The organism is Brevibacterium sp. CCUG 69071 (genome assembly GCF_021023135.1).
Lineage (GTDB): Bacteria > Actinomycetota > Actinomycetes > Actinomycetales > Brevibacteriaceae > Brevibacterium.
Genome location: NZ_PGFV01000004.1, coordinates 397,096 through 418,002, shown reverse-complemented (window position 1 = coordinate 418,002; position 20,907 = coordinate 397,096). Strand labels below are relative to the sequence as shown.

The 20,907-nt window shown below is 67.3% G+C and carries 20 protein-coding genes; 5 read left to right on the top strand and 15 right to left on the bottom strand.

Features of this window, described 5'->3' with window-relative positions; translation table 11 throughout:
* Nucleotides 1-38: 38 nt before the first annotated feature.
* The 4 genes from CV023_RS13490 to CV023_RS13475 form a co-directional block, all read right to left on the bottom strand.
* A complete protein-coding gene (locus CV023_RS13490; protein ID WP_230746387.1) occupies nt 39-1,088 on the bottom strand; it encodes an ABC transporter substrate-binding protein in 1,050 nt (349 codons plus the stop codon).
* 186 nt (nt 1,089-1,274) lie between these two features.
* Nucleotides 1,275-2,084, bottom strand: coding sequence for a helix-turn-helix transcriptional regulator (locus tag CV023_RS13485; protein WP_230746385.1), 810 nt, complete (start codon nt 2,082-2,084; stop codon nt 1,275-1,277).
* Nucleotides 2,084-3,916: a DNA helicase RecQ gene (gene recQ, locus CV023_RS13480; protein WP_230746382.1), complete on the bottom strand. Its 1,833-nt coding sequence runs from the start codon at nt 3,914-3,916 to the stop codon at nt 2,084-2,086. The genes CV023_RS13485 and recQ overlap by 1 nt, the downstream gene beginning before the upstream one ends.
* Before the next feature lie 53 nt (nt 3,917-3,969).
* A complete protein-coding gene (locus CV023_RS13475) occupies nt 3,970-5,244 on the bottom strand; it encodes an MFS transporter (RefSeq protein ID WP_230746380.1) in 1,275 nt (424 codons plus the stop codon).
* 105 nt (nt 5,245-5,349) lie between these two features.
* On the opposite strand from CV023_RS13475, the gene CV023_RS13470 reads away from it, so the two are divergent.
* Nucleotides 5,350-5,856, top strand: coding sequence for a Rieske (2Fe-2S) protein (locus CV023_RS13470; RefSeq protein ID WP_230746378.1), 507 nt, complete (start codon nt 5,350-5,352; stop codon nt 5,854-5,856).
* Between the two features lie 33 nt (nt 5,857-5,889).
* On the opposite strand, the gene CV023_RS13465 is transcribed toward CV023_RS13470, so the two are convergent.
* The 3 genes from CV023_RS13465 to CV023_RS13455 are packed head-to-tail and all read right to left on the bottom strand — an operon-like array spanning nt 5,890 to nt 8,060.
* Nucleotides 5,890-6,267 carry a hypothetical protein gene (locus CV023_RS13465; RefSeq protein ID WP_230746376.1) on the bottom strand — a complete coding sequence of 126 codons (378 nt, stop codon included), beginning with the start codon at nt 6,265-6,267 and terminating at the stop codon, nt 5,890-5,892.
* Nucleotides 6,264-7,421, bottom strand: coding sequence for a serine hydrolase domain-containing protein (locus tag CV023_RS13460; RefSeq protein WP_230746374.1), 1,158 nt, complete (start codon nt 7,419-7,421; stop codon nt 6,264-6,266). Before CV023_RS13460 ends, CV023_RS13465 begins: the two co-directional genes overlap by 4 nt.
* A 51-nt stretch (nt 7,422-7,472) precedes the next feature.
* A complete protein-coding gene (locus CV023_RS13455) occupies nt 7,473-8,060 on the bottom strand; it encodes an ArsR/SmtB family transcription factor (RefSeq protein ID WP_230746372.1) in 588 nt (195 codons plus the stop codon).
* A gap of 92 nt (nt 8,061-8,152) precedes the next feature.
* Between CV023_RS13455 and CV023_RS13450 the strand changes: the two genes are divergently transcribed.
* Together CV023_RS13450 and otsB are read left to right on the top strand one after the other, a co-directional pair.
* The gene (locus tag CV023_RS13450) at nt 8,153-8,875 is read left to right on the top strand and encodes a hypothetical protein (RefSeq protein WP_230746370.1); all 723 of its coding nucleotides are present in this window, start codon (nt 8,153-8,155) and stop codon (nt 8,873-8,875) included.
* A gap of 128 nt (nt 8,876-9,003) precedes the next feature.
* The gene (otsB, locus tag CV023_RS13445) at nt 9,004-11,649 is read left to right on the top strand and encodes a trehalose-phosphatase (protein WP_230746367.1); all 2,646 of its coding nucleotides are present in this window, start codon (nt 9,004-9,006) and stop codon (nt 11,647-11,649) included.
* Between the two features lie 25 nt (nt 11,650-11,674).
* Here otsB and CV023_RS13440 read toward each other — a convergent pair whose 3' ends face one another.
* Entirely contained in the window at nt 11,675-12,127 is a 453-nt protein-coding gene (locus CV023_RS13440; RefSeq protein WP_230746365.1) for a MaoC family dehydratase, read from the bottom strand.
* 126 nt (nt 12,128-12,253) lie between these two features.
* Here CV023_RS13440 and CV023_RS13435 point away from each other — a divergent pair, with 126 nt between their 5' ends.
* Nucleotides 12,254-12,781: a DUF1990 family protein gene (locus tag CV023_RS13435; RefSeq protein WP_230746363.1), complete on the top strand. Its 528-nt coding sequence runs from the start codon at nt 12,254-12,256 to the stop codon at nt 12,779-12,781.
* 76 nt (nt 12,782-12,857) lie between these two features.
* Here the strand turns inward: CV023_RS13435 and CV023_RS13430 are convergent, their stop codons facing one another.
* The 4 genes from CV023_RS13430 to CV023_RS13410 all read right to left on the bottom strand — a co-directional run bounded on the left by CV023_RS13430 (nt 12,858) and on the right by CV023_RS13410 (nt 17,176).
* The gene (locus tag CV023_RS13430; protein ID WP_230746361.1) at nt 12,858-13,988 is read right to left on the bottom strand and encodes a M15 family metallopeptidase; all 1,131 of its coding nucleotides are present in this window, start codon (nt 13,986-13,988) and stop codon (nt 12,858-12,860) included.
* A gap of 170 nt (nt 13,989-14,158) precedes the next feature.
* On the bottom strand, nt 14,159-15,445 hold the full coding sequence (locus tag CV023_RS13425; protein ID WP_230746359.1) for a sensor histidine kinase: 1,287 nt from the start codon (nt 15,443-15,445) through the stop codon (nt 14,159-14,161).
* 4 nt (nt 15,446-15,449) lie between these two features.
* Nucleotides 15,450-16,475, bottom strand: coding sequence for a response regulator transcription factor (locus CV023_RS19035; protein WP_284934596.1), 1,026 nt, complete (start codon nt 16,473-16,475; stop codon nt 15,450-15,452).
* Complete coding sequence (locus tag CV023_RS13410; protein ID WP_230746357.1) at nt 16,475-17,176, bottom strand: hypothetical protein; 702 nt, start codon at nt 17,174-17,176, stop codon at nt 16,475-16,477. The genes CV023_RS19035 and CV023_RS13410 overlap by 1 nt, the downstream gene beginning before the upstream one ends.
* Nucleotides 17,177-17,416: 240 nt before the next feature.
* On the opposite strand from CV023_RS13410, the gene CV023_RS13405 reads away from it, so the two are divergent.
* The gene (locus CV023_RS13405; protein WP_230746355.1) at nt 17,417-17,695 is read left to right on the top strand and encodes a hypothetical protein; all 279 of its coding nucleotides are present in this window, start codon (nt 17,417-17,419) and stop codon (nt 17,693-17,695) included.
* A gap of 193 nt (nt 17,696-17,888) precedes the next feature.
* Here CV023_RS13405 and CV023_RS13400 read toward each other — a convergent pair whose 3' ends face one another.
* The 3 genes from CV023_RS13400 to CV023_RS13390 are packed head-to-tail and all read right to left on the bottom strand — an operon-like array spanning nt 17,889 to nt 20,805.
* Nucleotides 17,889-20,237: a heavy metal translocating P-type ATPase gene (locus CV023_RS13400; protein ID WP_230746353.1), complete on the bottom strand. Its 2,349-nt coding sequence runs from the start codon at nt 20,235-20,237 to the stop codon at nt 17,889-17,891.
* The gene (locus tag CV023_RS13395; protein WP_230746351.1) at nt 20,237-20,464 is read right to left on the bottom strand and encodes a heavy-metal-associated domain-containing protein; all 228 of its coding nucleotides are present in this window, start codon (nt 20,462-20,464) and stop codon (nt 20,237-20,239) included. Before CV023_RS13395 ends, CV023_RS13400 begins: the two co-directional genes overlap by 1 nt.
* Before the next feature lie 47 nt (nt 20,465-20,511).
* Nucleotides 20,512-20,805, bottom strand: coding sequence for a metal-sensitive transcriptional regulator (locus tag CV023_RS13390; protein ID WP_230746349.1), 294 nt, complete (start codon nt 20,803-20,805; stop codon nt 20,512-20,514).
* Nucleotides 20,806-20,907: the final 102 nt, after the last annotated feature.

Below are 20,907 nucleotides of genomic sequence, written 5' to 3'. Positions count from 1 at the left end.
AGTCAGCGCGGCCGGGGGCTGCCTGGTCGGTGTTTGTCTCACTCTCCTGTCAGGAGATCGGCGTAGGCGTCGACGGCCTGCTGGGTCGAGCGCGGACCGCCGGCGCCCCAGACGACCGGGAACTCGTAGGCGCGTCCGTCCTTGACCGCGGGCAGGTTCTTCCAGATGCCGCTCTTCTCCAGCTCCTCGCCGTACCCGGATTCCGAGCCGTTGGCGTAGAAGAGGTTCGCGTCGCCGACGCCGGTCAGCCCTTCGACATCGGTCTGTGCGAGTCCGTAGTCGGCGTCGAGACCGCCCGTGCCGTGAGACTTGTTGACCTTCTCGTCCCAGGCCGGAGTCATTCCCAGCTCTTCGCCGAGCTGGGTGAACAGGGCGCCTTCGGTGTAGGGGCGCAGGGTGAGGTTGCCGCCCTCGACCCAGCCGTCGAAGAACACGAAGTCCTTGGTGGGCAGGTCGACCTTCGCGACATCGGCCTTGCGCTCGGCGAGGTGCTCGTCGAATTCGGTGAGCACCTGATCGGCGCGTTCGGTGCGGCCGGTCGCCTCGGCGACGAGTGAGAAGACGCTCTTGACGTTGCCGATGGGATCCTCGGGGTCGTTGCCGCGGGCGATGACGACGGGCACGTCCTGCTTCTCGAGCTGGTCGAGGATTTCCTCGTCCTTGCTGAAGCCTTCGATGATGATGAGGTCGGGGTCTTCGGCATAGAGGGCGTCGAGGTCGGGTTCCTCGCGGGTGCCGATATCGGCCACGCCTTCGGGCAGCTTCTCCGCCGACACCCAGGTCGAATAGCCTTCCGGATCGGCCACGGCCACCGGGGTCACGCACAGCGACAGGGCGTCTTCGACCTCCTGCCATTCGAGAATGGCGACGCGTTCTGCAGGTTTGTCGAGCTTGACGGTGCGGCCGACCCCGTCCTCGAGCTCGACGGGACCGGTCGAGGTCTCCGTGGTGTCCTCGGCACAGCTCTCGGACGCCGGTGCGGAGTCGACGCTGTCGGCCTCACCCACCGAGGTGGTGCCGCAGCCGGCGGTGAGTGCCAGTGCGAGGGTGCCGATTCCCAGTCCCGTGAGCCGACGCAGATGTCTCAAGTTCAGTCCTCATTTCGATGCTGCCCGGCCGAGTGCCCGGCGATGACATTAGGTGAGTCTAAGCTCAGTCCGAACTGTCTGCAATGAGGATAAATGGACCATCAATACGCGAAATCGGACAGGCGAGGGCAGGTCCTTCGGGGCGGAGGGAGCGTCCCGATCAGGGCCCGTGACTGCCCCCGGCATCTACCCTTGGGGCGCCTGCGTCGTCGATCCCATGAAGGTCCCCGGTGTCGATCCCATGACGCGTTTGAAGACGTCGATGAACGAGCTGGGGCGGGCATAGCCGAGGCGTTCGGAGGCCTCGTTGACGCTGCATCCCGCGCCCAACAGCTCGAGGGCGTGATGGATCCTCACCTGCGTTCGCCACTGCTGGAACGACAGTCCGGTGGCGGCTCGGAAGGCCCTGCTGACAGTCCGCACGCTCACGCCCAGCTGACGAGCCCAATCCTCGATCGACCGTTCGTCGCCAGGGTCGTCGAGGAGGGTCTGGGCGATGGTCCTCACGTGCCCGGTCTCGGGCAGTCGCACGGCGAGCTGCTGCTCGGTGGGTTCGAGGACGTCGAAGACCACCGCCTCGGCGCGGGTCCGCTGTTCGTCGCCGAGGTCCTCGCGACTGAGGTGGACGAGCAGGGCCTGGAGCATCGGCACCATGGCGACCGCGGTCGCCGAGGCAAAGGTCGCGGAGTCGAAGGTCTCCGGAGCGTTCTCGGTCGAGAAGAAGGCGTTGTGGAGTTCGATCCCCGCCGTCAGTCTGCCCGAATGGGAGACTCCCGCGGGCACCCACAAACCGTAGCCTTCGGTGATCGTAAACACGCGATCGTCGATCCGCGCGGTCATCGTGCCCCGGCGGACCCAGACGAGTTCGTGAGCGGGATGCCGGTGGGGCTTCCACCGTGTCGGCTCCGGGACGAAGTGGGTTTCGGAGATGATGCGGAAGGCGCCGTCGGCATCGGGCGGCAGCGGATAGGTGCGCCCGACGAGCGGCCTGCCCATCAGCCCGCCTCGGCGCCGATGACCTCGAGAACGGCCGGACCGTAGCGGTCGAGCTTCTTCAGGCCCACCCCGCTGATCTGACCGAGCTCGTCGATCGTCGACGGCTTGGCCTCGACGATTCCGTACAGGGTGGCATCGGGGAAGACCACATAGGCGGGGACTCCCTGCTCCTTCGCCTGCTCGCCGCGCCAGGCCCGCAGGGCCTCGAACAGGGACGCCTCGGCAGGGTCGAGCGCGACCTCAGAGCCGCCTCGGCGCTTGGCTCCGGTCTTCTTGCTCCCGGTTCTCTTCGGATCCACGCGCAGCGAGATCTCGGTCTCGCCGCGCAGCACCGGCCCGGCCTCCTCGCCGACGACGAGGACTCCGTAGTCACCGTGGGATTCGAGCAGTCCGCGGGCGAGGACCTGGCGGATGACGGTCTTCCACTCGGCCTCGGACAGGTCGGATCCCACGCCCCAAACGCTCAGGCTCGCATGGTCGGCGGAACGGGAGCGCTCATTGTCGTTGCCGCGCAGCACATCGATGACCTGACCGGAGCCGAAGCGCTGTCCGCGTTCCCGGTCGAGTCGGATGACGGCCGACAGCAGCTTCTGCACGGCCACGGTCGCGTCCCAGGTCACAGGTGGTGTGATGCAGGTGTCGCAGTTGCCGCAGGGTTCGGATTCCTCGTCGAAGTAGCGCAGCAGCTGGACGCGTCGGCAGTCGACGGTCTCGCACAGGGCGAGCATCGAATCGAGGTGGCTCATCGCCCGGCGGCGGAAGGCCAGATCGCCCTCACCGGATTCGATGAGTCGGCGTTGGGAGACGACATCGCCGAGGCCGTAGACCATCCACGCATCCGCGGGCAGTCCGTCACGGCCGGCGCGGCCGGTCTCCTGGTAGTAGCCTTCGACGGACCGCGGCAGGTCGAGGTGGGCGACGAAGCGGACGTCGGGTTTGTCGATGCCCATGCCGAAGGCGATCGTCGCGACCATGACGATGCCGTCCTCGCGGAGGAATCTCGCCTGGTTCTCGGCGCGCACTTCGGAAGGCAGGCCCGCATGGTAGGGCAGGGCGGTGACGCCTCTGGCCGCGAGCGCCTCGGCGAGCTGGTCGACCCCACGGCGGGACAGGCAGTAGACGATCCCGGAGTCGCCGGGATGTTCGGTGCTGATGAAGCTCATCAGCTGGGAGCGGGCAGAGGCCTTCGGTTCGATCCGATAGGTGATGTTGGGACGGTCGAAGCTCGCGACGAAGTGCTCGGCGTTCTCCAGGTGGAGACGTTCGGTCAGCTCCGCGTGGGTGGCCGGGGTGGCCGTGGCGGTCAGGGCGATGCGGGGAACGGTCGGGAAGCGTTCGGCCAGCACCCCGAGGCCGAGGTAGTCGCTGCGGAAATCATGTCCCCATTGGGACACACAATGGGCCTCATCGATGGCGAACAGGGCGACCTGCGCCCGTTCGAGCAGCTGCATGGTTCGCGGCAGGACGAGGCGCTCGGGTGCGAGATAGAGCAGGTCGAGTTCACCGGCAAGCAGGGCGTTCTCGACGTTCTGCGCCTCCTCGAAGTCGAGGGAGGAGTTGAGATAGGCGGCCCGCACGCCGAGGTTGTCCAAAGCTGCGACCTGATCGGCCATGAGTGCGATGAGCGGGGAGATGACGATGCCGGTGCCCGCTCGCACGAGACTCGGGATCTGATAGCACAGGGATTTTCCGCCGCCGGTGGGCATGAGCACGACCGCATCGCCGCCGCCGACGACCTGATCGACGACCGCGGCCTGCGTGCCCCGGAACTCCTCATAGCCGAAGACATCGTGGAGGACGTCGAGCGGCGAGGTCGTGGCGGCGGAGGTCATGATCCCCAGCCTAATGGACGCCCATGACGCGGTATGGCGTGAGGGGGCAGCGCCTAAGCCCGCGCGCCGAACCTGCGGAGTCCGAGCAGTCCCAAGGCCGACACCGCCGCGACCCCGATGGCGAAGATCGTCGTCGATCCGGCCAAGCCCGCCGAGGCGGCGAGCAGACCCGCACCGATCGCCGGCAGGGACATGGCGAAATAGGCGACGACGAAATACGAAGTGGTCGCCTCGGTGCGCCGCTGCGGCTCGGTGGCAGCGGCGATCGCCCGCATCCCTGTCATGAACAGCAGTCCCTGAGCGAGACCGGCGAGCACCGAGGAGGCGATGAGGATGCCCAGGGAGCTCACCTCGAGGGCGAGGATCAGCGCGGCCATGCTCACGATGATCGCGATCGACCCGAACAGGACGAGAGTGCGATCGGCGAGGTTGCGGAAGATCATCTGACCCGCCGCGGAGGAGCCGAAGAGCAGGAAGACCACGGTGCCGATGACCGCAGGGGACTCGATGTGGAGAGTCTGGCCCATGAAGTTCGGGGCGATCGCCGAATACAGTCCGCACACGGTGAAGCCGGTGATGGCACCTGGTGCTGCGGCCAGGAAGATCCGCCGCGACGTCGGTGGGACTCCCGGAAGCTGGAGGCGCAGCAGTCCCGGGTTCGGTCGGACGCGATCGCGGACGATGAGCAGCGCGAATCCGGCGATGACGAGCATGATCGCGTTGACGAGGAACGGAGTGAACAGCGGGCCGGGCAGGAAATGTGCCACCAGACCGGACATGAGGATGCCGAGTCCGAGTCCTCCCATGTTCGCCGCCGTGGCGACCGATGCGGCCAGGCGGCTGCTCCCCGGCGGCGCGTTCTCCATCACCGACACCGTGCCCGTGGCGGTGAAGATTCCGGCCGCCAGGCCCGAGAGGATGCGTCCGGTATAGAGCAGTCCCATGTTCGTGCCGACCATGAACAGCACCGCCGAGGCGATCGAGAGGATCACGCCGGCTGCGAGCATGGGGCGGCGGCCGAGGGCCTCGGAGAAACGACCGAAGAGCACGAGGGAGGCGATGACGCCGCCGGCATAGATCGCGAAGAGCACCGTCGTCTGTGTGTTGCCGAACCCGAACTCGGTCTCGTACTGCGGGTAGAGCGGGGTCGGCAGGGTCGTGCCCATCATGACGACGGCGAAGACATACGCCGAGGCGGCCAGGCTCAGTCCCGTCCCCGGGGCCCGAGTGGTGCTCTCGGCCGCCGGCGCCCCGTCGGTTCCAAGTGCCTCATTGGTCCCTGATGCCTCATTGGTCCCTGATGCCTCGGTGGCCTTGCGTTCGGGCATGGACTCTCCGTCTCTCATCGGTGGGCTGGGGGAACGGCAGTGATTGTACGCTTGAGTCAGCATGAGCGAGCGGATCCGGCGAATGCCGAGAAAGGGACGAACCTCATGAGACCAGCGACCGACCACGAGAACCCCTGCGACCATCAGAACGCCGGTCGAGGATCACATTCGTCCGAGCCTCGGACCAGGCGCGCCGTCATCAGATCGGCGGGCGTGGCCGGAACCGTCGCGGTCATCGGCTCCTCGGCGGCGCTCACCTCGGCGTGCGGATCCGACGGTGGTGGAGGCGAGAGTGGCGAGAACGGCGGCGGAGCCCCAGCCGCAGATGCGAGCGTACCCAGCGGCGATGTGCCAGTCGGTTCAGGGACCGTCATCGACGAGACCTACGTCGTCACCCAGCCGCAGGAAGGCGAATTCCACGCCTTCTCCTCGGTCTGCACCCACCAGGGGTGCCAGGTCCGCACGGTCACCGAGGACAAGATCACCTGCCCGTGCCACTCCTCGCAGTTCTCGACGACCACCGGCGAGGTGCTCGCCGGACCGGCGACCGACCCGCTGGCCGAGTACTCCGTGTCAGAAGCGGACGGTACGCTGACGATCTCAGGATCGTGAGGGGGCTGTCGGTTCGCGCCGCGGGGCCTCGCCTCACCCCAGCAGCAGTCCCGGCAGCACGAGCGCTCCGGCCACGACGAGCGCCAGCACGGCCGAGAACCCGAGCCCGGAGGCTTCGGACCGTCGGGCCTTCGCGTCCTCGGCGCGCCACGGCAGGTCTGGCCATACCGTGACCGCCCTGTACGTGGTGAACACGCAGACGGCGATCACTGCGAACCAGACGTAGATGAACCAGTCGGTCCAACCCCCGAATGTCGCGATGAGGCGGACGAGGAGGATCATCAGCAGCGCGGTGGCGAGCCCGCCGAGCATGCCCAAGCGGGTCCGCGCCCAGGTCGATCGCAGTGCGGTATAGGCTCCCCAGGCGACGAGGGCGGCGGCGACGATGGTTTGGACGAGTTCGGGATTCATGGTCGGGCTCCTGCCTGTTCGGACGACTGTTCGGAAGGCTGTGCAGACGACTGCGAGGCGTCATCCGTCGAGATGAGATCCGCGGCTCCGTCGACCCAGTTCGCCGAGTCCGAGAGCACGATGATGCCCTGCTCGGACTTCGGGTCGAAGCCGAGGTAGGAGGCGTATCCGCCGGTGCCGCCGTTGTGCCAGGTGAGGTCCGGGGTCCGGTTCGTCGTGGTCATCCACGCCCAACCGATCCGGTCGGATTCGTCGAAGTCCTCGCGAGGTTCGACCGCCTCGGCGCCGGGGGCCGTGCCATTCATCGTCGCCCGCAGCCAGAGGCTCAGGTCATGCGCGGTCGAACGGATCGCGCCGGCCGGTGCCGAACCGCCCAACGTCCAGGGCCCCGCAGGCAGGCCGGAGGCGGTGTATCCGTGGGACAGACCCTCCGGTGACGAAGGCACAGAGGTGTCTGCCATTCCCAGCGGTTCTGTGATCCGCTGACGGACGAGCTCGCCGTAGTCCATGCCCGCCGACTCGGCGACGGCCTGCCCGAGGACCGCGAACCCGAAGTTCGAGTACTCCGGCTTCTGCTCGCCCACATCGACGCCTTTCAGGCTGCTGACCAGGTCATTCGCATCCCCTTGGTAGGGGTCGGTGTGAAGATAGTTCGCCATGATGCTCGCCACGCCGTCGCCGAAGCTCAGCGCCGGCTCCTGGGCGGGCAGGCCCGAACGCTGCATCGCGATCGAGGACAGCGTCACCTCGGCGACGTCACCGTGCAGACTCGGCCAGACCTCGCCGAGTCGGGTGTCCTCGCTCAGTTCGCCGCGCTCGACCGCATCGGCGTAGAGGGCGGCGGTGAAGGTCTTCGTGATCGATCCGATCTCGAACTCCGTGTGCTCATCGGCCCCGGCTCCGGCCACAGTGACCTGATCGCCATCGACCCTCGCAGCGGCGATGTGCTGCCAGTGCGCGCTGCCGAGCGCCCCCTCGAGCTCACCCAACAGCGTCGGATCGCCGGTGGGTTCGCCCTGGAATCCGCGGGGCAGAGGAGTGATGAGCAGGAGCAGCACGACGGCGATTGCGGCCGTGAGGATCGCGGTCAGCCGGCGCCGAGGCGGGGCCGGGGAATGCCTGGGATGCTGCGTTGGTGCGGTGGCGGCGTTCATGGGTCCTCCAGGTGTGAGGGGTGCCGGATCGCTGGGCGGGTGTGGGCTCGGTCAGTGGGTGCCGATGAGGACGAGGGTGAGCAGCGGGATGATCTTCGGCGCGGGCACGCGCCAATGCCCGCGCCGCGAGTTCTCGAGCCACCCGGCCCCGGCCAGGGCGTTGACGTGGTGGTAGATCTGCCCGGTGGTTCCGAAGCGCTCGTCCCGACCGAGCTCGGCGACCGTGGACGCGCCCTCGTAGATCGCCTGCAGGAGTTCGAGACGGACGGGATTGCCGAGCGCGGCCAGGGCCGGGGCCGCCTCGGCGAAGCTGAGGTCGCCGAGCGACGCCGAGTCCAGACCGACCTGCCAGGAGACCGGAACATCGGCGCCCGGGGGAGTCGTGTGTCCGGTGTAGGTGACCCCTCCCTCCTCGCCGAGGCGGTCGATGAGGCCGTTGAGCGCCCAGAAGGTGTCATCGCCGGCGGTCGGGTTGCCGGAAGCGCTGCCGTTCACTGCCGGATCCGCCGGGGCTGCGGGATCTGCCGGCGTCGTGCCTGGCATCATGCCCGACGTCGACGCGGACTCCAGAGCGGTGACCTTGCGCTCGAGCTCGGCCAGCCGATCCTCGAGGCCGCTTCCTGATTGCGATGAGTTCATAGCCACATAATACATAAATTACGTAATTACGTAAAGAAACGAATTGAGCCGGATCGGACAGACGCGGACAAGACACCTAAAATGGTGCTGTGATGAGTACCGACGAACCGCGCACCGAGCCCACGCCATCGCGTGCCGATGCATTGCCCCAGACCATCCTCGAAGCGAAGGTCCTCGGCGTGCCGATGATCGTCCGCGGCATCCTCGGCGTCGTCTTCGGGTTCGCCACGGTCTTCTGGCCCCGTGACTCCCATGACCCCCGGTTCCTGTCCCTGGGCACCGACGTCGTCGACTACCTCGCCATCGCCTATCTCGTGCTGTTCGCGCTGACTCTGGTCTTTCAGGGGCTGCGCTCGCCGCTGAGCGTCCGCACCGCCGTCTACGGGCAGGCAGTCATCACGATCCCGGCGATCGTCTTCCTCCTCCTCGCCGACGAACCCGCCGAGGTGCGCGCGGCCATCAGCATCTGGGCGCTGCTGCACGGGCTCATCGAACTCTGGAACTACCGTCAGCTCAAGTCCCACCCGATGCCCTCGGACTTCCTCATCTCCGCCGGCTGCCATGTGCTGCTCGGAGTCATCCTCATCTTCGGCGCCGACTTCGACGCCCTGTGGATCCTCGGCTTCACCGGAGTCGCCGCTCTCATCGCGGGCGTCATCTTCATCATCGGCGGCTACTCCCGTCTGAGCAGGGCCAAGCTGGTGGCGGCCGCAGGTGTCGTGCCGACTTCCGCAGACGGCCCCGCGACCGGGTCCTCGACCGACTTCGAATCCGGACCCGACGACGAACCCACTTCGCCCGAGAACGCGTCCTGAACGCAGAACGCTGAACCCGCCTCATCCACGACCCAGTCCGATAGCCACCGCCGGATCCACACCCACCGAACCGCGCCGCCCGACTCCACCAGATCCGAACCGATCCGACTCGAGAAGCCCGAGGTGAGATGAGCACCGTCGACCATGACTACGAGAATGTGTCACCACTGACTCCGATCGCCGCCTCGGTCAGCTCTTCGGGGCTGCTCGGCGACCTTGCGGAGGCGAGCCGCAAACTCGACCCCGAACTCTTCCGCCGCCTCTTCGAGGTCTCTCGCTCGCCGTCCCTGCTCATCGCCACCGACTATGACGGGACCATCGCCCCCATCGTCGAGGTGCCCAGTCAGGCCTTCCCGCTGGAGAGCTCGGTCGACTCGCTGCGCGCGCTCGCCCTGCTGCCGTCCACCTCGGCGGGGGTGATCTCCGGACGCAGCCTGCGCGACCTCGCGGCGATGTCGCGCCTGCCCCGCGAGGTCGACCTCTTCGGCTCCCACGGCGGAGAGACGGACACGGTCGCCGTCGATGCCCTCGACGAGGCGCAGCGCACGGCGCTGACCGGGCTGCGCCGCGACATCTTCCGCGATCTTCCGACCGAGATCATCGAGCACAAGACCACCGGCGCCGCCGTTCACCTGCGCGGGCTCGACGAGGCGCAGCGCCGCAGCGTCGAAGCCGTCGTCGACGAACTGGTCAACACCCACGCGATCTTCCCGACCCGCGGCAAGCAGGTCGTCGACCTCGCCGTCGTGCCCTCCTCGAAGGCCGATGCGCTCACCCGACTGCGCGCCCAGACCGGTTCTGAGGTTGTCGTATTCATCGGCGACGACACCGCCGATGAGTTCGCCCTCGAAACCCTCGGAGAGTCCGACCTCGGTCTCAAGGTCGGACACGAACCGGCCGAGACCCACGCGGACTTCCGCCTCGGCTCCCCGGACGAGGTCTCCGTCGCCCTCGCTGCGGTCTATGAGCTGCGCAAATCCTGGCTGTTCGGGCGTCGCGCGACACCGATCCACCGCCACAGTCTGCTCGGCAACGGGCAGTCGACGGCGCTGGTCGATCCGTTCGGCAGCATCTGCTGGATGCCGCACCCGCTGCCGCACTCGGCGTCGATGTTCTCGGAGATCCTCGGCACCGAGGCGGCCGGATTCTTCGCGGTCGCGCCCGAGTCCGGCACGGCCCCGCTGACCCAGCGCTATGTCACGCATTCGACGCTGCTCGAAACCCGCTGGCCGGGGCTGAACTGCCTCGACTACCTGGCTCCGGTCGATGCGAACAGCGACGACACGATCGTCGTCCGGGTGCTCACCGGCGACGTTCCCACCCGGATCCGCTTCGCCCCGCGTCTCGACTATGCGACGGTGCCGACCCGGATGGTTACGACCGCCGATGGAGTGCGGGTGCTCGGGACCGCCGAGCCGATCAGCCTCATCGCCCCGGGCGTCGACTTCGAGATCGTCGAGACCGGGCAGTCCCACACCGCAGAAGCCCTCGTCGTGCCCTCCGAGATGCCCGGGGGCTCCGTGGTCCTCATCCTCGCCTGCGGCACCGGCACGGGCGATGCCAGATACATGGCCTCGGGTGGTGAGCATCATGTGCGGGAGCGGGCGCTGAACTTCTGGACGAACTGGGTCGACACCCTCTCCATCCCGGGTCACCACCGCGAAGAGGTGATCCGCTCGGCGATCACCCTGCGGGCCCTGTGCCACGAACCGACCGGCGGGGTGCTTGCGGCCCCGACGACCTCGTTGCCGGAGGGCATCGGCGGCGTCCGCAACTGGGACTACCGCTATACCTGGCTGCGCGACGGCTCGATGACCGTGCGCGCGCTGCTCTCGCTCGGCTCGACCGGTGAGGCCGAGGGCTTCCTGTCGTGGCTGTCCGGGATCATGTCCCGCACGGTCTCGCCCGAACAGCTGCATCCGCTCTACGCCGTCGACGGCTCGGCCTTGACCACCGAGGCGGTGCTCGCGCATCTGCCCGGATACGCCGGGTCCCGGCCGGTGCGGGTGGGCAATGCCGCCGAGCACCAGGTCCAACTCGACGTGTTCGGGCCGGTCACGGAACTCCTCGACGAACTCAGCGAGCACCTCGGCGACCTGCCGGACGCCTACTGGACCCTGACGTGCCAGATGGTCGAGGCCGTGGGCAAGCGGTGGTTCGAGGCCGATCACGGGATCTGGGAGGCCAGGCGGGCGCCGAAGCATAACGTCTACACGCGGGTGATGTGCTGGGTCACGGTCGATCGTGCCCTGCGGATCGCCGAACGCTTCGACCGGGACATCCCCGGTGCCTGGCGGCAGCTGCGTGAGCAGATCGCCCAGGACGTGCTCACTCACGGGTTCAACGAGTCCGTCGGCGCGTTTACCGTGGCCTATGGTGAGCCCGACCTCGATGCCGCGGCGCTGTTCGTGGGGCTGAGCGGGCTGTTGCCGGCCGACGATCCGCGCTTCGTGGCCACCGTCGATGCGATCGAACGGGAGCTGCGGGTCGGCCCGACCGTCTTCCGCTACCGGTACGAGGACGGGCTGCCCGGGCTCGAAGGCGGATTCCACATCTGCACGACCTGGCTGATCGAGGCGTTCATCAAGGTCGGCCGCGTCGATGACGCCTGGGATCTGTTCCGGCAGATGGACAATCTGCTCGGGCCCACGGGACTGCTCGCCGAGGAATACGACCCGGTCGCCGAGATGCACCTGGGCAACCATCCCCAGGCGTACTCGCACCTCGGCTACATCCGGGTCGCGCAGCTGCTCGACGAGTTCCGCCCGAGCTGAGGTCCGGGCTCGGGCGGGGCTTGGCTCACTCGACGAGGAGGGTGACCACCTCGGCGATGCAGGCTGGGCGCTCTTGGCCCTCGATCTCGATCACGTGCTTGAGGACGACCTGGGTGCCCTTGTCGCCCCGGGTGACCTCCTTGACGCTAACGGTGCCGCGCAGGCGGGAGTCGACGGTGACGGGCTGGGCGAAGCGGACCTTGTTGAGGCCGTAGTTGACGCGGATGGACACGCCTTCGATCGTGAAGATCTCGGAGGAGAACTTCGGGATCAGCGAAAGGGTGAAGAAGCCGTGGACGATGGTCGACCCGTAGGGGCCGTCGGCGGCGCGCTGCTCGTCGACGTGGATCCACTGGTGGTCGTCGGTGACATCGGCGAAGGTGTTGATCGCATCCTGGTCGATCGTTGTCCAGTCGGAGGAGCCGAGCTCCTCGCCGATGAGCGATTCGATCTCGTCGATGCCATTGAGTGTGCGCATGCCGGTTCTCCTTCGATCCTGGGTTCTCTGAACGGACATTCGATGGAGAATGCCGTCCTCTCGCACCTTACCGACTCGGATGCGACCGCGCGACGGGCTGTCCGGATATCGGTTAGCGTGGAAGACATGGTCCAGCCCCGCACACGGCCCGAGTCCCTCGGGTCAGAGACTCTGACCCAACCCCTTTCGCCGAGGTGGGTCGACCGTCCCGCAGGCTACCGAGACTTCGAATCCGCGTTCTTCGTCGGCCGCGGACGCGAGACTTTCGAACGCTGCGCCGAGGAGCTGCTGCACTGGGAGGTCAAGATCCGCAGCGGGTTCGACATCGCAGTCGATGGGGGAGCAGGTCGCGTCGCAGCCGGGCAGGAACCGACGATCTTCGTTCGGCTCGGACCCTTTCGGCTGCCCGAACCGGCCAGAGTCATCGAGGTCATCGACACCGCTGACCGGCGGGGCTTCACCTATGGGACGAAGCCCGGGCATCCGATCACGGGAGAAGAGTCCTTCATCCTCGTCCACAATGTCGACGGGCGGGTCTTCCTCGTGCTGCGCTCGGTCTCTCGGGCCGGATTCGGAATCTGGCGCCTCGGCGAGCCGTTCGTCCGCATCGCCCAGATCATCTACCGCCGACGCTACGCCCGCGCCCTGCGCTGACCGGCGCCGCTGCGCTCGCTGGCCCCGCTGGCCTCGCTGGAGCGACGGCCGTCGACTCGTCTTGCGGTGACCGGACTCAGTGGCCTTTGATCTGCTTCCGGGCGGGGACGTACTCCCAGTGCCAGGGTTCGTACTTGCTCGACTTCGCCCAGTCCGGGTTCTCCCAGCCGTATTCCTCGCCGTGCTCGACCAGCCACTTCCACGGTCCGGACTTGCTCTCAGTACCTCCGCCGAGGTCGAGGGCGATTCCCCAGCCGTGCAGCGAGGTGCCGGCCTTCGCCGCGAGTCCCGGCTTGCGCCCGGCGACGGAGACCTGTCCCTCGAGATTGCGGTAGGAGTCGGTGATCTCGAACTCCTTGCCGGTGTCCTTCTTGTACGCGGCATTCATCTTGGCGAAGGACACGGCGGCGTCCGCGCGGAGCTGGTGGTCCTCGATGCCCAACTCGCAGAGCCACTCCTCGGGCAGCTCTCCATTGCTGGCCTGCTTGTCGAAGTCCTGCTTCGGATCGCAGCCGGGCAGGACGCTCTTGCTGATCGAGCGGCCGGCCGCCTCGGCGTTCTGCTGTTTGGCGCTCGGGGCTCCGACCTCGATGGAGGTCTTGCCGTCGGGATAGGAAGTGTGAGCTTCGACGGTCTCGGGGCTGATGGCTCCCGGCTCACTGGCCGCGGTGGAGTCGACCTTGACCTCGGAGCTGCCGCCGAGGTTGGCGAGCATCACAGCAGCGGTGGCCGCGCCGGCGAGAGAGACGGCGGTCAGCGTCGAGATCGTCGTGGCGCGCTGCTTGCGCACCGACCGCAGGAGGGTTCCGTCCGAGCCGCGTCGGCCCGCGGCGAGAGCACGCACCGAACCACGGCCGTTCTGCGGATCAGAGAGGGATTCTCGGGCCATCGCGTCTCGACGAGGCGAGCGGCCATCTGTGCGCGCCTCGGCGGCCATGGCGGCGCGGCGCGGAGAGAGCTCGGAATCGCCGGATGTCGCACGATTCGTGTTTCCTGCCGGCGGCTCGGGCTGCGTGTAAGTCGACTGCTCGGCGTACGCTGGAGCTGTCGGGCCGACCTGCGCGGGGGCCGGGGCGAAGGGCTCCTGGAATCGGGAGAGGTGCCGCGAGCTCTCGGGGCTCTTGGTGCCGATCGAGAAACGGGAGCGCCGTCGATGGAGGTCCCGCCGACGCACCGGTGCTTCTGCGGTCGAGGGATTCTCAGACATGACTCTCCGTGCTGGACGTGCTGGTTCGTGCGAAAGCGCCGGACGAAGCCGACGCCTGAAATCTTATGTCACAGAATCATAACGCCAATATATACAGATTGTCATATTCGGCGGATCTGCGGAAAGAGGAGCGCCTCACGGTCCCGTGGGGCCACCTCGGCGAGGGGACTTCAGCTGCTGCTGTCCTCGAGGTACTGCCGCAAGGCCAATTCCTGGGCTTCCTGCTCGGGGAAGACCACCTCGGTGCGGGCACCGCCGGTGACGGAATCGTTGCTGAAGATCAGCTGGATTCCCAGCAGGCGGGCCTGCCCCTGGGCGATGACGAGGCCGAGCCCCATTCCGCCGCCGCCCGCGGAGACGAAGCGGGTCGGTCCGGTGTTGACGATGTCGGGCGGATAGCCGGATCCCGAGTCGGCGATGACGATGCTGCGGGTGCTCGTCTCCAGGCGGATCGGGTCGGCACCGTGCTTGATGGCGTTGACCAGCAGGTTCGAGATGATGCGCTCGAAGCGGCGGACATCGGTGACCAGGCTCTGATTGAGTGCGGCGAACTGTGTCTCGATCTCGTGCCCGGCGAGAGCTCCGGAGGCGGTCATCGTCCCGAGCAGCGAGCGGATGGCCTGGTCGATGTCGACGCGGGTGAATTCGGGGTTCGCGCGTCCGGCGTCGAGGCGGGAGACCTCGAGCAGATCCTCGACGAGGACCTGCATGCGCTGGACCCGATCCTTGACGAGCTCGGCGGGTCGCGAGTCCTCTTGGAGCAGGTTCGCCGCATTGACCAGCCCTGTCAGGGGTGTGCGCATCTCGTGGGCGAGGTCGGCGGTGAAGCGCTGCTCGGAGTCGATGCGTTCGGTCAGCCTGGCCACGGCCGTGTCCACCGCGGTCGCGAAGGCCCACACCTCCTGGTCGGCTTCGTCGACGACATCGGCGATGCGCGTCGAGGTGTCCCCGGCGGCGATCTTCCGCGCTGCCTGGGCACCCTGGGTCAGCCTCCGCGAGATCCGACCGGCGACGATGGAGCCGATGCCGCCGACGACGAGGGCGGATCCGATCATGCCCACGAGCAGCGCCTGATCGATGCGGCCGATGAGCTCCTGACTGTCGGCAGTCGAGGCGCGCACGGAGATCACCTCGGTGTAGTCACCGACCTCGATCGGGGCAGCAGCCCACACGATCTCCTCACCGTCGACCTCGGAGCGCATGGTCACGCTCTGGCCCTTGAGTGCCGAGGAGCGCGCGTCGGCAGGCAGCTCGGGATCGTCGAAGCGGGCGTTGAGGGTGAGCACCCCGGTCTCGGAGAAGATGTTGGTGGCGTTCGCGAGCTGATCGGTCACCGTCGCGCGCATCCGGTCGTCCTCGGCCCGTGCCGCGGATTGGCGCAGCACGATGGAGCAGGACAGCACGGCGATGATCACCGAGGCGACGATGAGGAGCGAGATCTTCCAGCGCAGCGACATTCGATCAGCCTGCGAAGCGGTATCCGAATCCGCGTACTGTCTCGATCATGTTCGCCCCGATCTTCTTCCGCAGGCGCTGGATGTGGACGTCGACGACGCGGGAGTCGCCGGCCCATTCGTAGCCCCAGACGGTGAACGCGATCTTCTCGCGCGAGTACACGTGCTCGGGCTGCTCGGTGAGCAGGAGCAGGACGCGCAGCTCGGTCGGGGTCAGATGGACTTCCTCGCCGTCGATCTCGACGGTCAGCCGTCCGGTGTCGAGGACGAGCGAGCCCAGGCGGGTGCGGAAGGGCCCGAGTCCGCCGCCCTGTCCGGACGATCCCTGCGTCGAGGCGGGTGCCTGCCCTGTCCCTGCCGGCTGGGCCCCGCCCGCGGCGTTGGCAGGCACGGAGGGTGCGGCTTCGGGGCGGGGCGGAGTTCCGCCGTCCCCGCCGATCGCGGCCTCCTCCTCGGAGCCTTCCGGCGCCGAGGTGAATTTCCCGCCCGCACCCAGGTACGTATCGTCGGACTCGAGTTGGGCCCGCAGGCGATCCCGCGTGTCCATCCCCGGGCTGGCCCCGAGCACCTCGGGGATGCCGTCGCCGGTGATCATGCCGCCGGGACCGATCACGGTCTCGTGTTCGTCCTCGGGTTCGGTGGTCGGTGAGTAGCCGAGCTTGTCCGTGCCGGTGGTGATGAAGCGGCGGACTACGGCGCGGATGCGGGCGTTGAGGACCTGCATGTCGAAGGGCTTGGTCAGGTAGTCATCGGCTCCGGCCTCGAGAGCCTGGACGATGTCGATGGCGTCTGAGCGGGCGGAGATGATGATGATCGGGATCGTCGAGCGTTCGCGCACCGCGCGGCAGATGGAGGCGCCGTTCATCGTCGGCAGCATGAGGTCGAGAAGGAGGACGTCGGCACCGTGGGCGGCGACGAACTCGTATCCCTCGCGGCCGTCGGCGAAGGCCGAGACCGTGTAATCGAACCGTTCGAGGCCGATCTGGGTTGTCTCTCGGATGACCTCGTCGTCCTCAACCAGCACAATATGCATTACGTTTCTCCATTAAGCCGCGTGAAGCGTTGACCCGGTTCAAACCTACCTTCATGCAGGCGGAAAACCTGCACCGACCAGCCCGAGGGGCTGCGGGGATCATCCCCGTCGACGAACATCGCCTCCTGGATCACCAGTGTGCCATTCTTGCCAGGGTTCAGTGTGAGCTGGTTGCCGGTGGCGATGAGCTCGAGTCTGGGCTTGGCGTCCTTCTCGCTGATGACCGCTCCGGCCACGATCTCGCTCTTCTGCTTCGGATTGGCCACGGCGACGACCTGGAACTTCTTCTTCCCGTCGGTGTGCCTGTCGCTGCTGGTGAAGGGCTTGGAGAACTTCAGGCAGTCCTCGCAGTCGGCGAGGACCTTCGCCGTCTCGGTGGCCTTGCCGGTGACCGCGACCCCCGAGGCGTCTTCGATGGCCTTGCGGATCTGTTTGAGCGAGAAGGGCTTGTTCGGTGGGCCGGCGTCGGCGTTGGGTGTCTCGAAGAGTGTGGGCGAGGGATTCGCCTCGGATTCGACCCGCAGGCCTCGATCGGGACCGCATGCGGTGGCGGTGAAGAGAGTGACGACGGCGAGGATGATTGCCGCGCAGGCGCGCAATCGTGACGTGCGGGCATCGCCGAGGCCGAGACCGGGCATGAGCCGGCTCGGACGCAGGGGACGCGACGCCTCGTCGGAGGCGTGTCGGGTGGGGATGGACACACAGTCATTTTTGCCTGTATTCCGCGGTGAGTCCACTCTCTGTTCCCCACAGGCGCGTCCACGAGGAGGACGGGGCGAGGATGAGGAGGATGACGTGGTGGGGTGCGGGCAGGGGCGCTGGGAAGAGCGCTGGACGGGGCGGAAGCGCTCTTGCGGCTGTGATCAAGGTGCCTTGGGGCAACCTCGGCGAGGTGATCACCGAATGATCGATTCTCAGCCTGGGTAGCTAAACTGGTGGGCATGGCACCATCCGATTCTCCGAAGAAGGCCGCCGGCGGCAAATCCACGAGCACCGTGTCCTACAAGGACGCGATCAAGGTGGGATTCGTCTGCGGCATCGTGACCCTGGTTCTCGCGGTCATCGTGACCCGCGCGTGGCAGGACCCTCGCGCCTTCGGATACGCCTTCGTCTTCGCCGCTGTCGCGTTTGTGGTGGTGTCCGTCTTCGCGAGCATCCTCAACTGGGTGATGCGCAAGGACACCCAGAACAAGGACCAGTCCTACCCGATCCTCAAGTAGGATCCAGCTCTCAGCTCTCGGGCCTCAAGTCTCAGGCCGACCCGAGCCTCTCCGCAGCCGCTCTCTTTCCCCTGACGTGGATTGTTCGGCTGCCTCCGAGCAGAATCAGGGCCGAATCTGCTCGGAGGTGGCCGAACAATCGCAGCGCCGCGGCCGGCGACTGCACTGCGCATGGCCGGTGACTGCTCGACGGCTACTTGAAGCGGAGTAGCCGGAGGCTGTTGAGCACGACGAACACCGAAGAGAGCGCCATGGCCGCTCCGGCGACCATCGGGTTGAGCAGGCCGAGGGCCGCGATCGGAATCGCCGCCGTGTTGTAGGCGAAGGCCCAGAACAGGTTGCCCTTGATCAGCCCCAGCGTGCGGCGTGAGAGCCGGATCGACTGCGGGATCTGACGCGGGTCGGAGCGGACCATGGTGATGTCCGAGGCCGCCATCGCCGCATCGGTGCCCGAACCCATGGCGATGCCCAGGTCGGCGCCGGCCAAGGCGGCCGCGTCGTTGATCCCGTCGCCGACCATCGCCACGGCCCTGCCCTGCTCCTGGAGTTCGGAGACCACGGAGATCTTGCCTTCGGGTCGCACATCGGCGCGGACCTCGGTGATGCCGAGCTTGCCCGCAACCACCTCGGCGGCTTGAGCATTGTCCCCGGTCAGAAGCACGGTTTGGAGTCCGAGCGAGTGCAGCTCGGCAATCGCCTCGGTCGCCCCGGGGCGAACTTCGTCTGTGACGAAGCTCAGGCCGCGGAACTCGGAGTCGACGGACACGGCGATGATCGTCGCGCCCGCTGGCACAGACTCGGCGGAGAAGTCCACGGCCACGCCGCGTTCGCGGAGCAGATCGGGGCGACCGGCGAGCACCTCGGCGCCGTCGATTCTGGCCTGCAGTCCGCCGCCGGGGATGGCGGCGAAATCGGTGATCCCGGGGTCGTTCGCAGAGACTCCGGAGTCGGTCGCAGAGACTCCGGGGTCGGTCGCTGCCGACGCATCACCCGTCCGCGATGCCCCTGACGGACCGGCCAGCGATGTGTGGGCGTCGACGATCGCGCGGGCCACGGGATGCTCGCTGCGTGATTCCAGACGGGCCAGAGTGGTGAAGTCCGCGGCGCCGAGCTCGGTGCCGAGCAGACTCATCACTCCGGTGGTCAGAGTGCCGGTCTTGTCGAGGATGACCGTGTCGATCGAGCGTGTGGACTCGAGCGCTTCGGGCCCGGAGACGAGGATGCCCAGCTGAGAGCCGCGGCCGGAGGAGACAGCCAAAGCTGTCGGAGTGGCCAGGCCGAGCGCACAGGGGCAGGCGATGATGAGGACTGTGAGCGCCGCATGCAGCCCCATCGCCCAATCGCCGGTGGCCAAACCCCAGGTCAGCAGCGTGAGGACGCTGATGACGAAGACGATCGGCACGAACACCCCGGAGATGCGATCGGCCAGACGCTGCACGGCCGGTTTGCCGGTCTGCGCGCGGCTGACGAGATCGGCCATCGCAGCCAGGGTCGTGTCGGCCCCGACCCGAGTTGCGCGGACCTCGAGGACCCCGGAGGTGTTGATCGTGGCACCGGTGACTGCATCGCCCGGCGCGATCTCGACGGGCACGGATTCTCCGGTGAGCATCGATTCGTCGATCGCGGAATGCCCGGTGAGCACTTCGCCGTCGGTGGCGATCTTCTCGCCGGGTCGGACGAGGAAGACATCGCCGACGGCGAGATCCTCGATCGGGACCTGGATCTCGACACGTGGTTCGGCAGACGAGTGGGCCGCGGAGCCAGTGGAGGCTCGGGTTGCGGAGTCGGCAGAGGAGCCGGCGCCGGAATCGGCAGCTCGGTCCGGGGCCGACTGCGGGTCGGTCAGCACGGTCGCGGTCTTCGCGCCGAGGTCGAGCAGCGCCTTGAGCGCCGCGGTTGCGCGGTACTTGGCTCGGTCCTCGGTGAGCTTGCCGATGAGCAGGAAGACCGTGATCGCGGCGGCCGCCTCGAACCAGACGTGATAGTCGCCCGGGATCTGCCAGCCGTAGCCGTCGAGCACCGCTCGAGCGAGCGTGATGTAGGAGTATCCGCCGGCGATGATGATGCCGACGCTGACCAGGGTGTCCATCGTCGTCGACCCGCCGCGGGCGGCCTTGAGAGCCGCCGAGTGGAAGGGCCAGGCGCCCCAGGTGACCACGGGCAGGGCGAGGATCGCGACGATCCATTGCCACCCGGCGAAGTGCCAGCCCATGACCATCGAGACGGCCACGATCGGCACCGCCAGGATGAGTGAGCCGATGAATCGCGGCCGCAGATGGCGGGGGTCGTAGTCGACGATCTCCGGGCCTTCGTCTGAGGTATCGATCGAGCCGGTCCTCACCGTGGCACCGTACCCGGCTCTTTCGACGGCGGTGGTGAGATCCTCGTCCGTGATCTCGGATTCGACGAGCACGTGCGCGGTCTCGAGCGGGAGGTTGACCTCCGCGCTGACCCCATCGAGCCGGGTCAGCTTCTTCTCGATCCGGGCCGAGCAGGACGCGCAGGTCATTCCCGTGATGTCGAGATCTACCTCGCGGGACATCACTTCACCTCGTGTGATGACACTTCGTAGCCGGCCTCGTCGACCGCGGCGCGGATCGCCGCGCCATCGAGTTCGTCCGCCGAGGTGATCGTCACGGGCGAGTCTCCGCCGGGGTTGAGTTCGACGGCGACGTCGGAGACTCCCGGCAGTCCGCCGAGCTCCTCCTTCACGGCTGCCTCGCAGTGTCCGCAGGTCATGCCCGTGACGGTGATCGTGGTGGAAGTCATTGTGTCTGCTCCATTCAGTGGGGTGTCGCGCCGGCGTTGTGCCGTGCTCAGCTCTTGATGAGCCGAGCGATTGCGGCTGACGCCTCCTCGATCTTCTTCCGCGCGGCTTCGTCGTCGCCGGATGAGGCGGCGTCGACCACGCAGTGAGCGATGTGCTCCTCGAGGAGGCTGATGGAGACCGCGTGCAGCGCGGCTGTTGCGGCGGAGACCTGGGTGAGGATGTCGATGCAGTACTTGTCGTCATCGATCATCTTCCCGATTCCGCGGACCTGTCCTTCGATCCGCTTCATCCTCCGGGCAAGAGCGTCCTTCTGCGGGGTATATCCATGATGCTCAGTCATGCAGATACTGTATACCCCTAAGGGGTATAGGGCAATGCCTCGGCGAACCGGGAGAGGTGTGCGGTTGGTCTCATCATCGGTCCCCGGGCGCGCTGCGCTCCT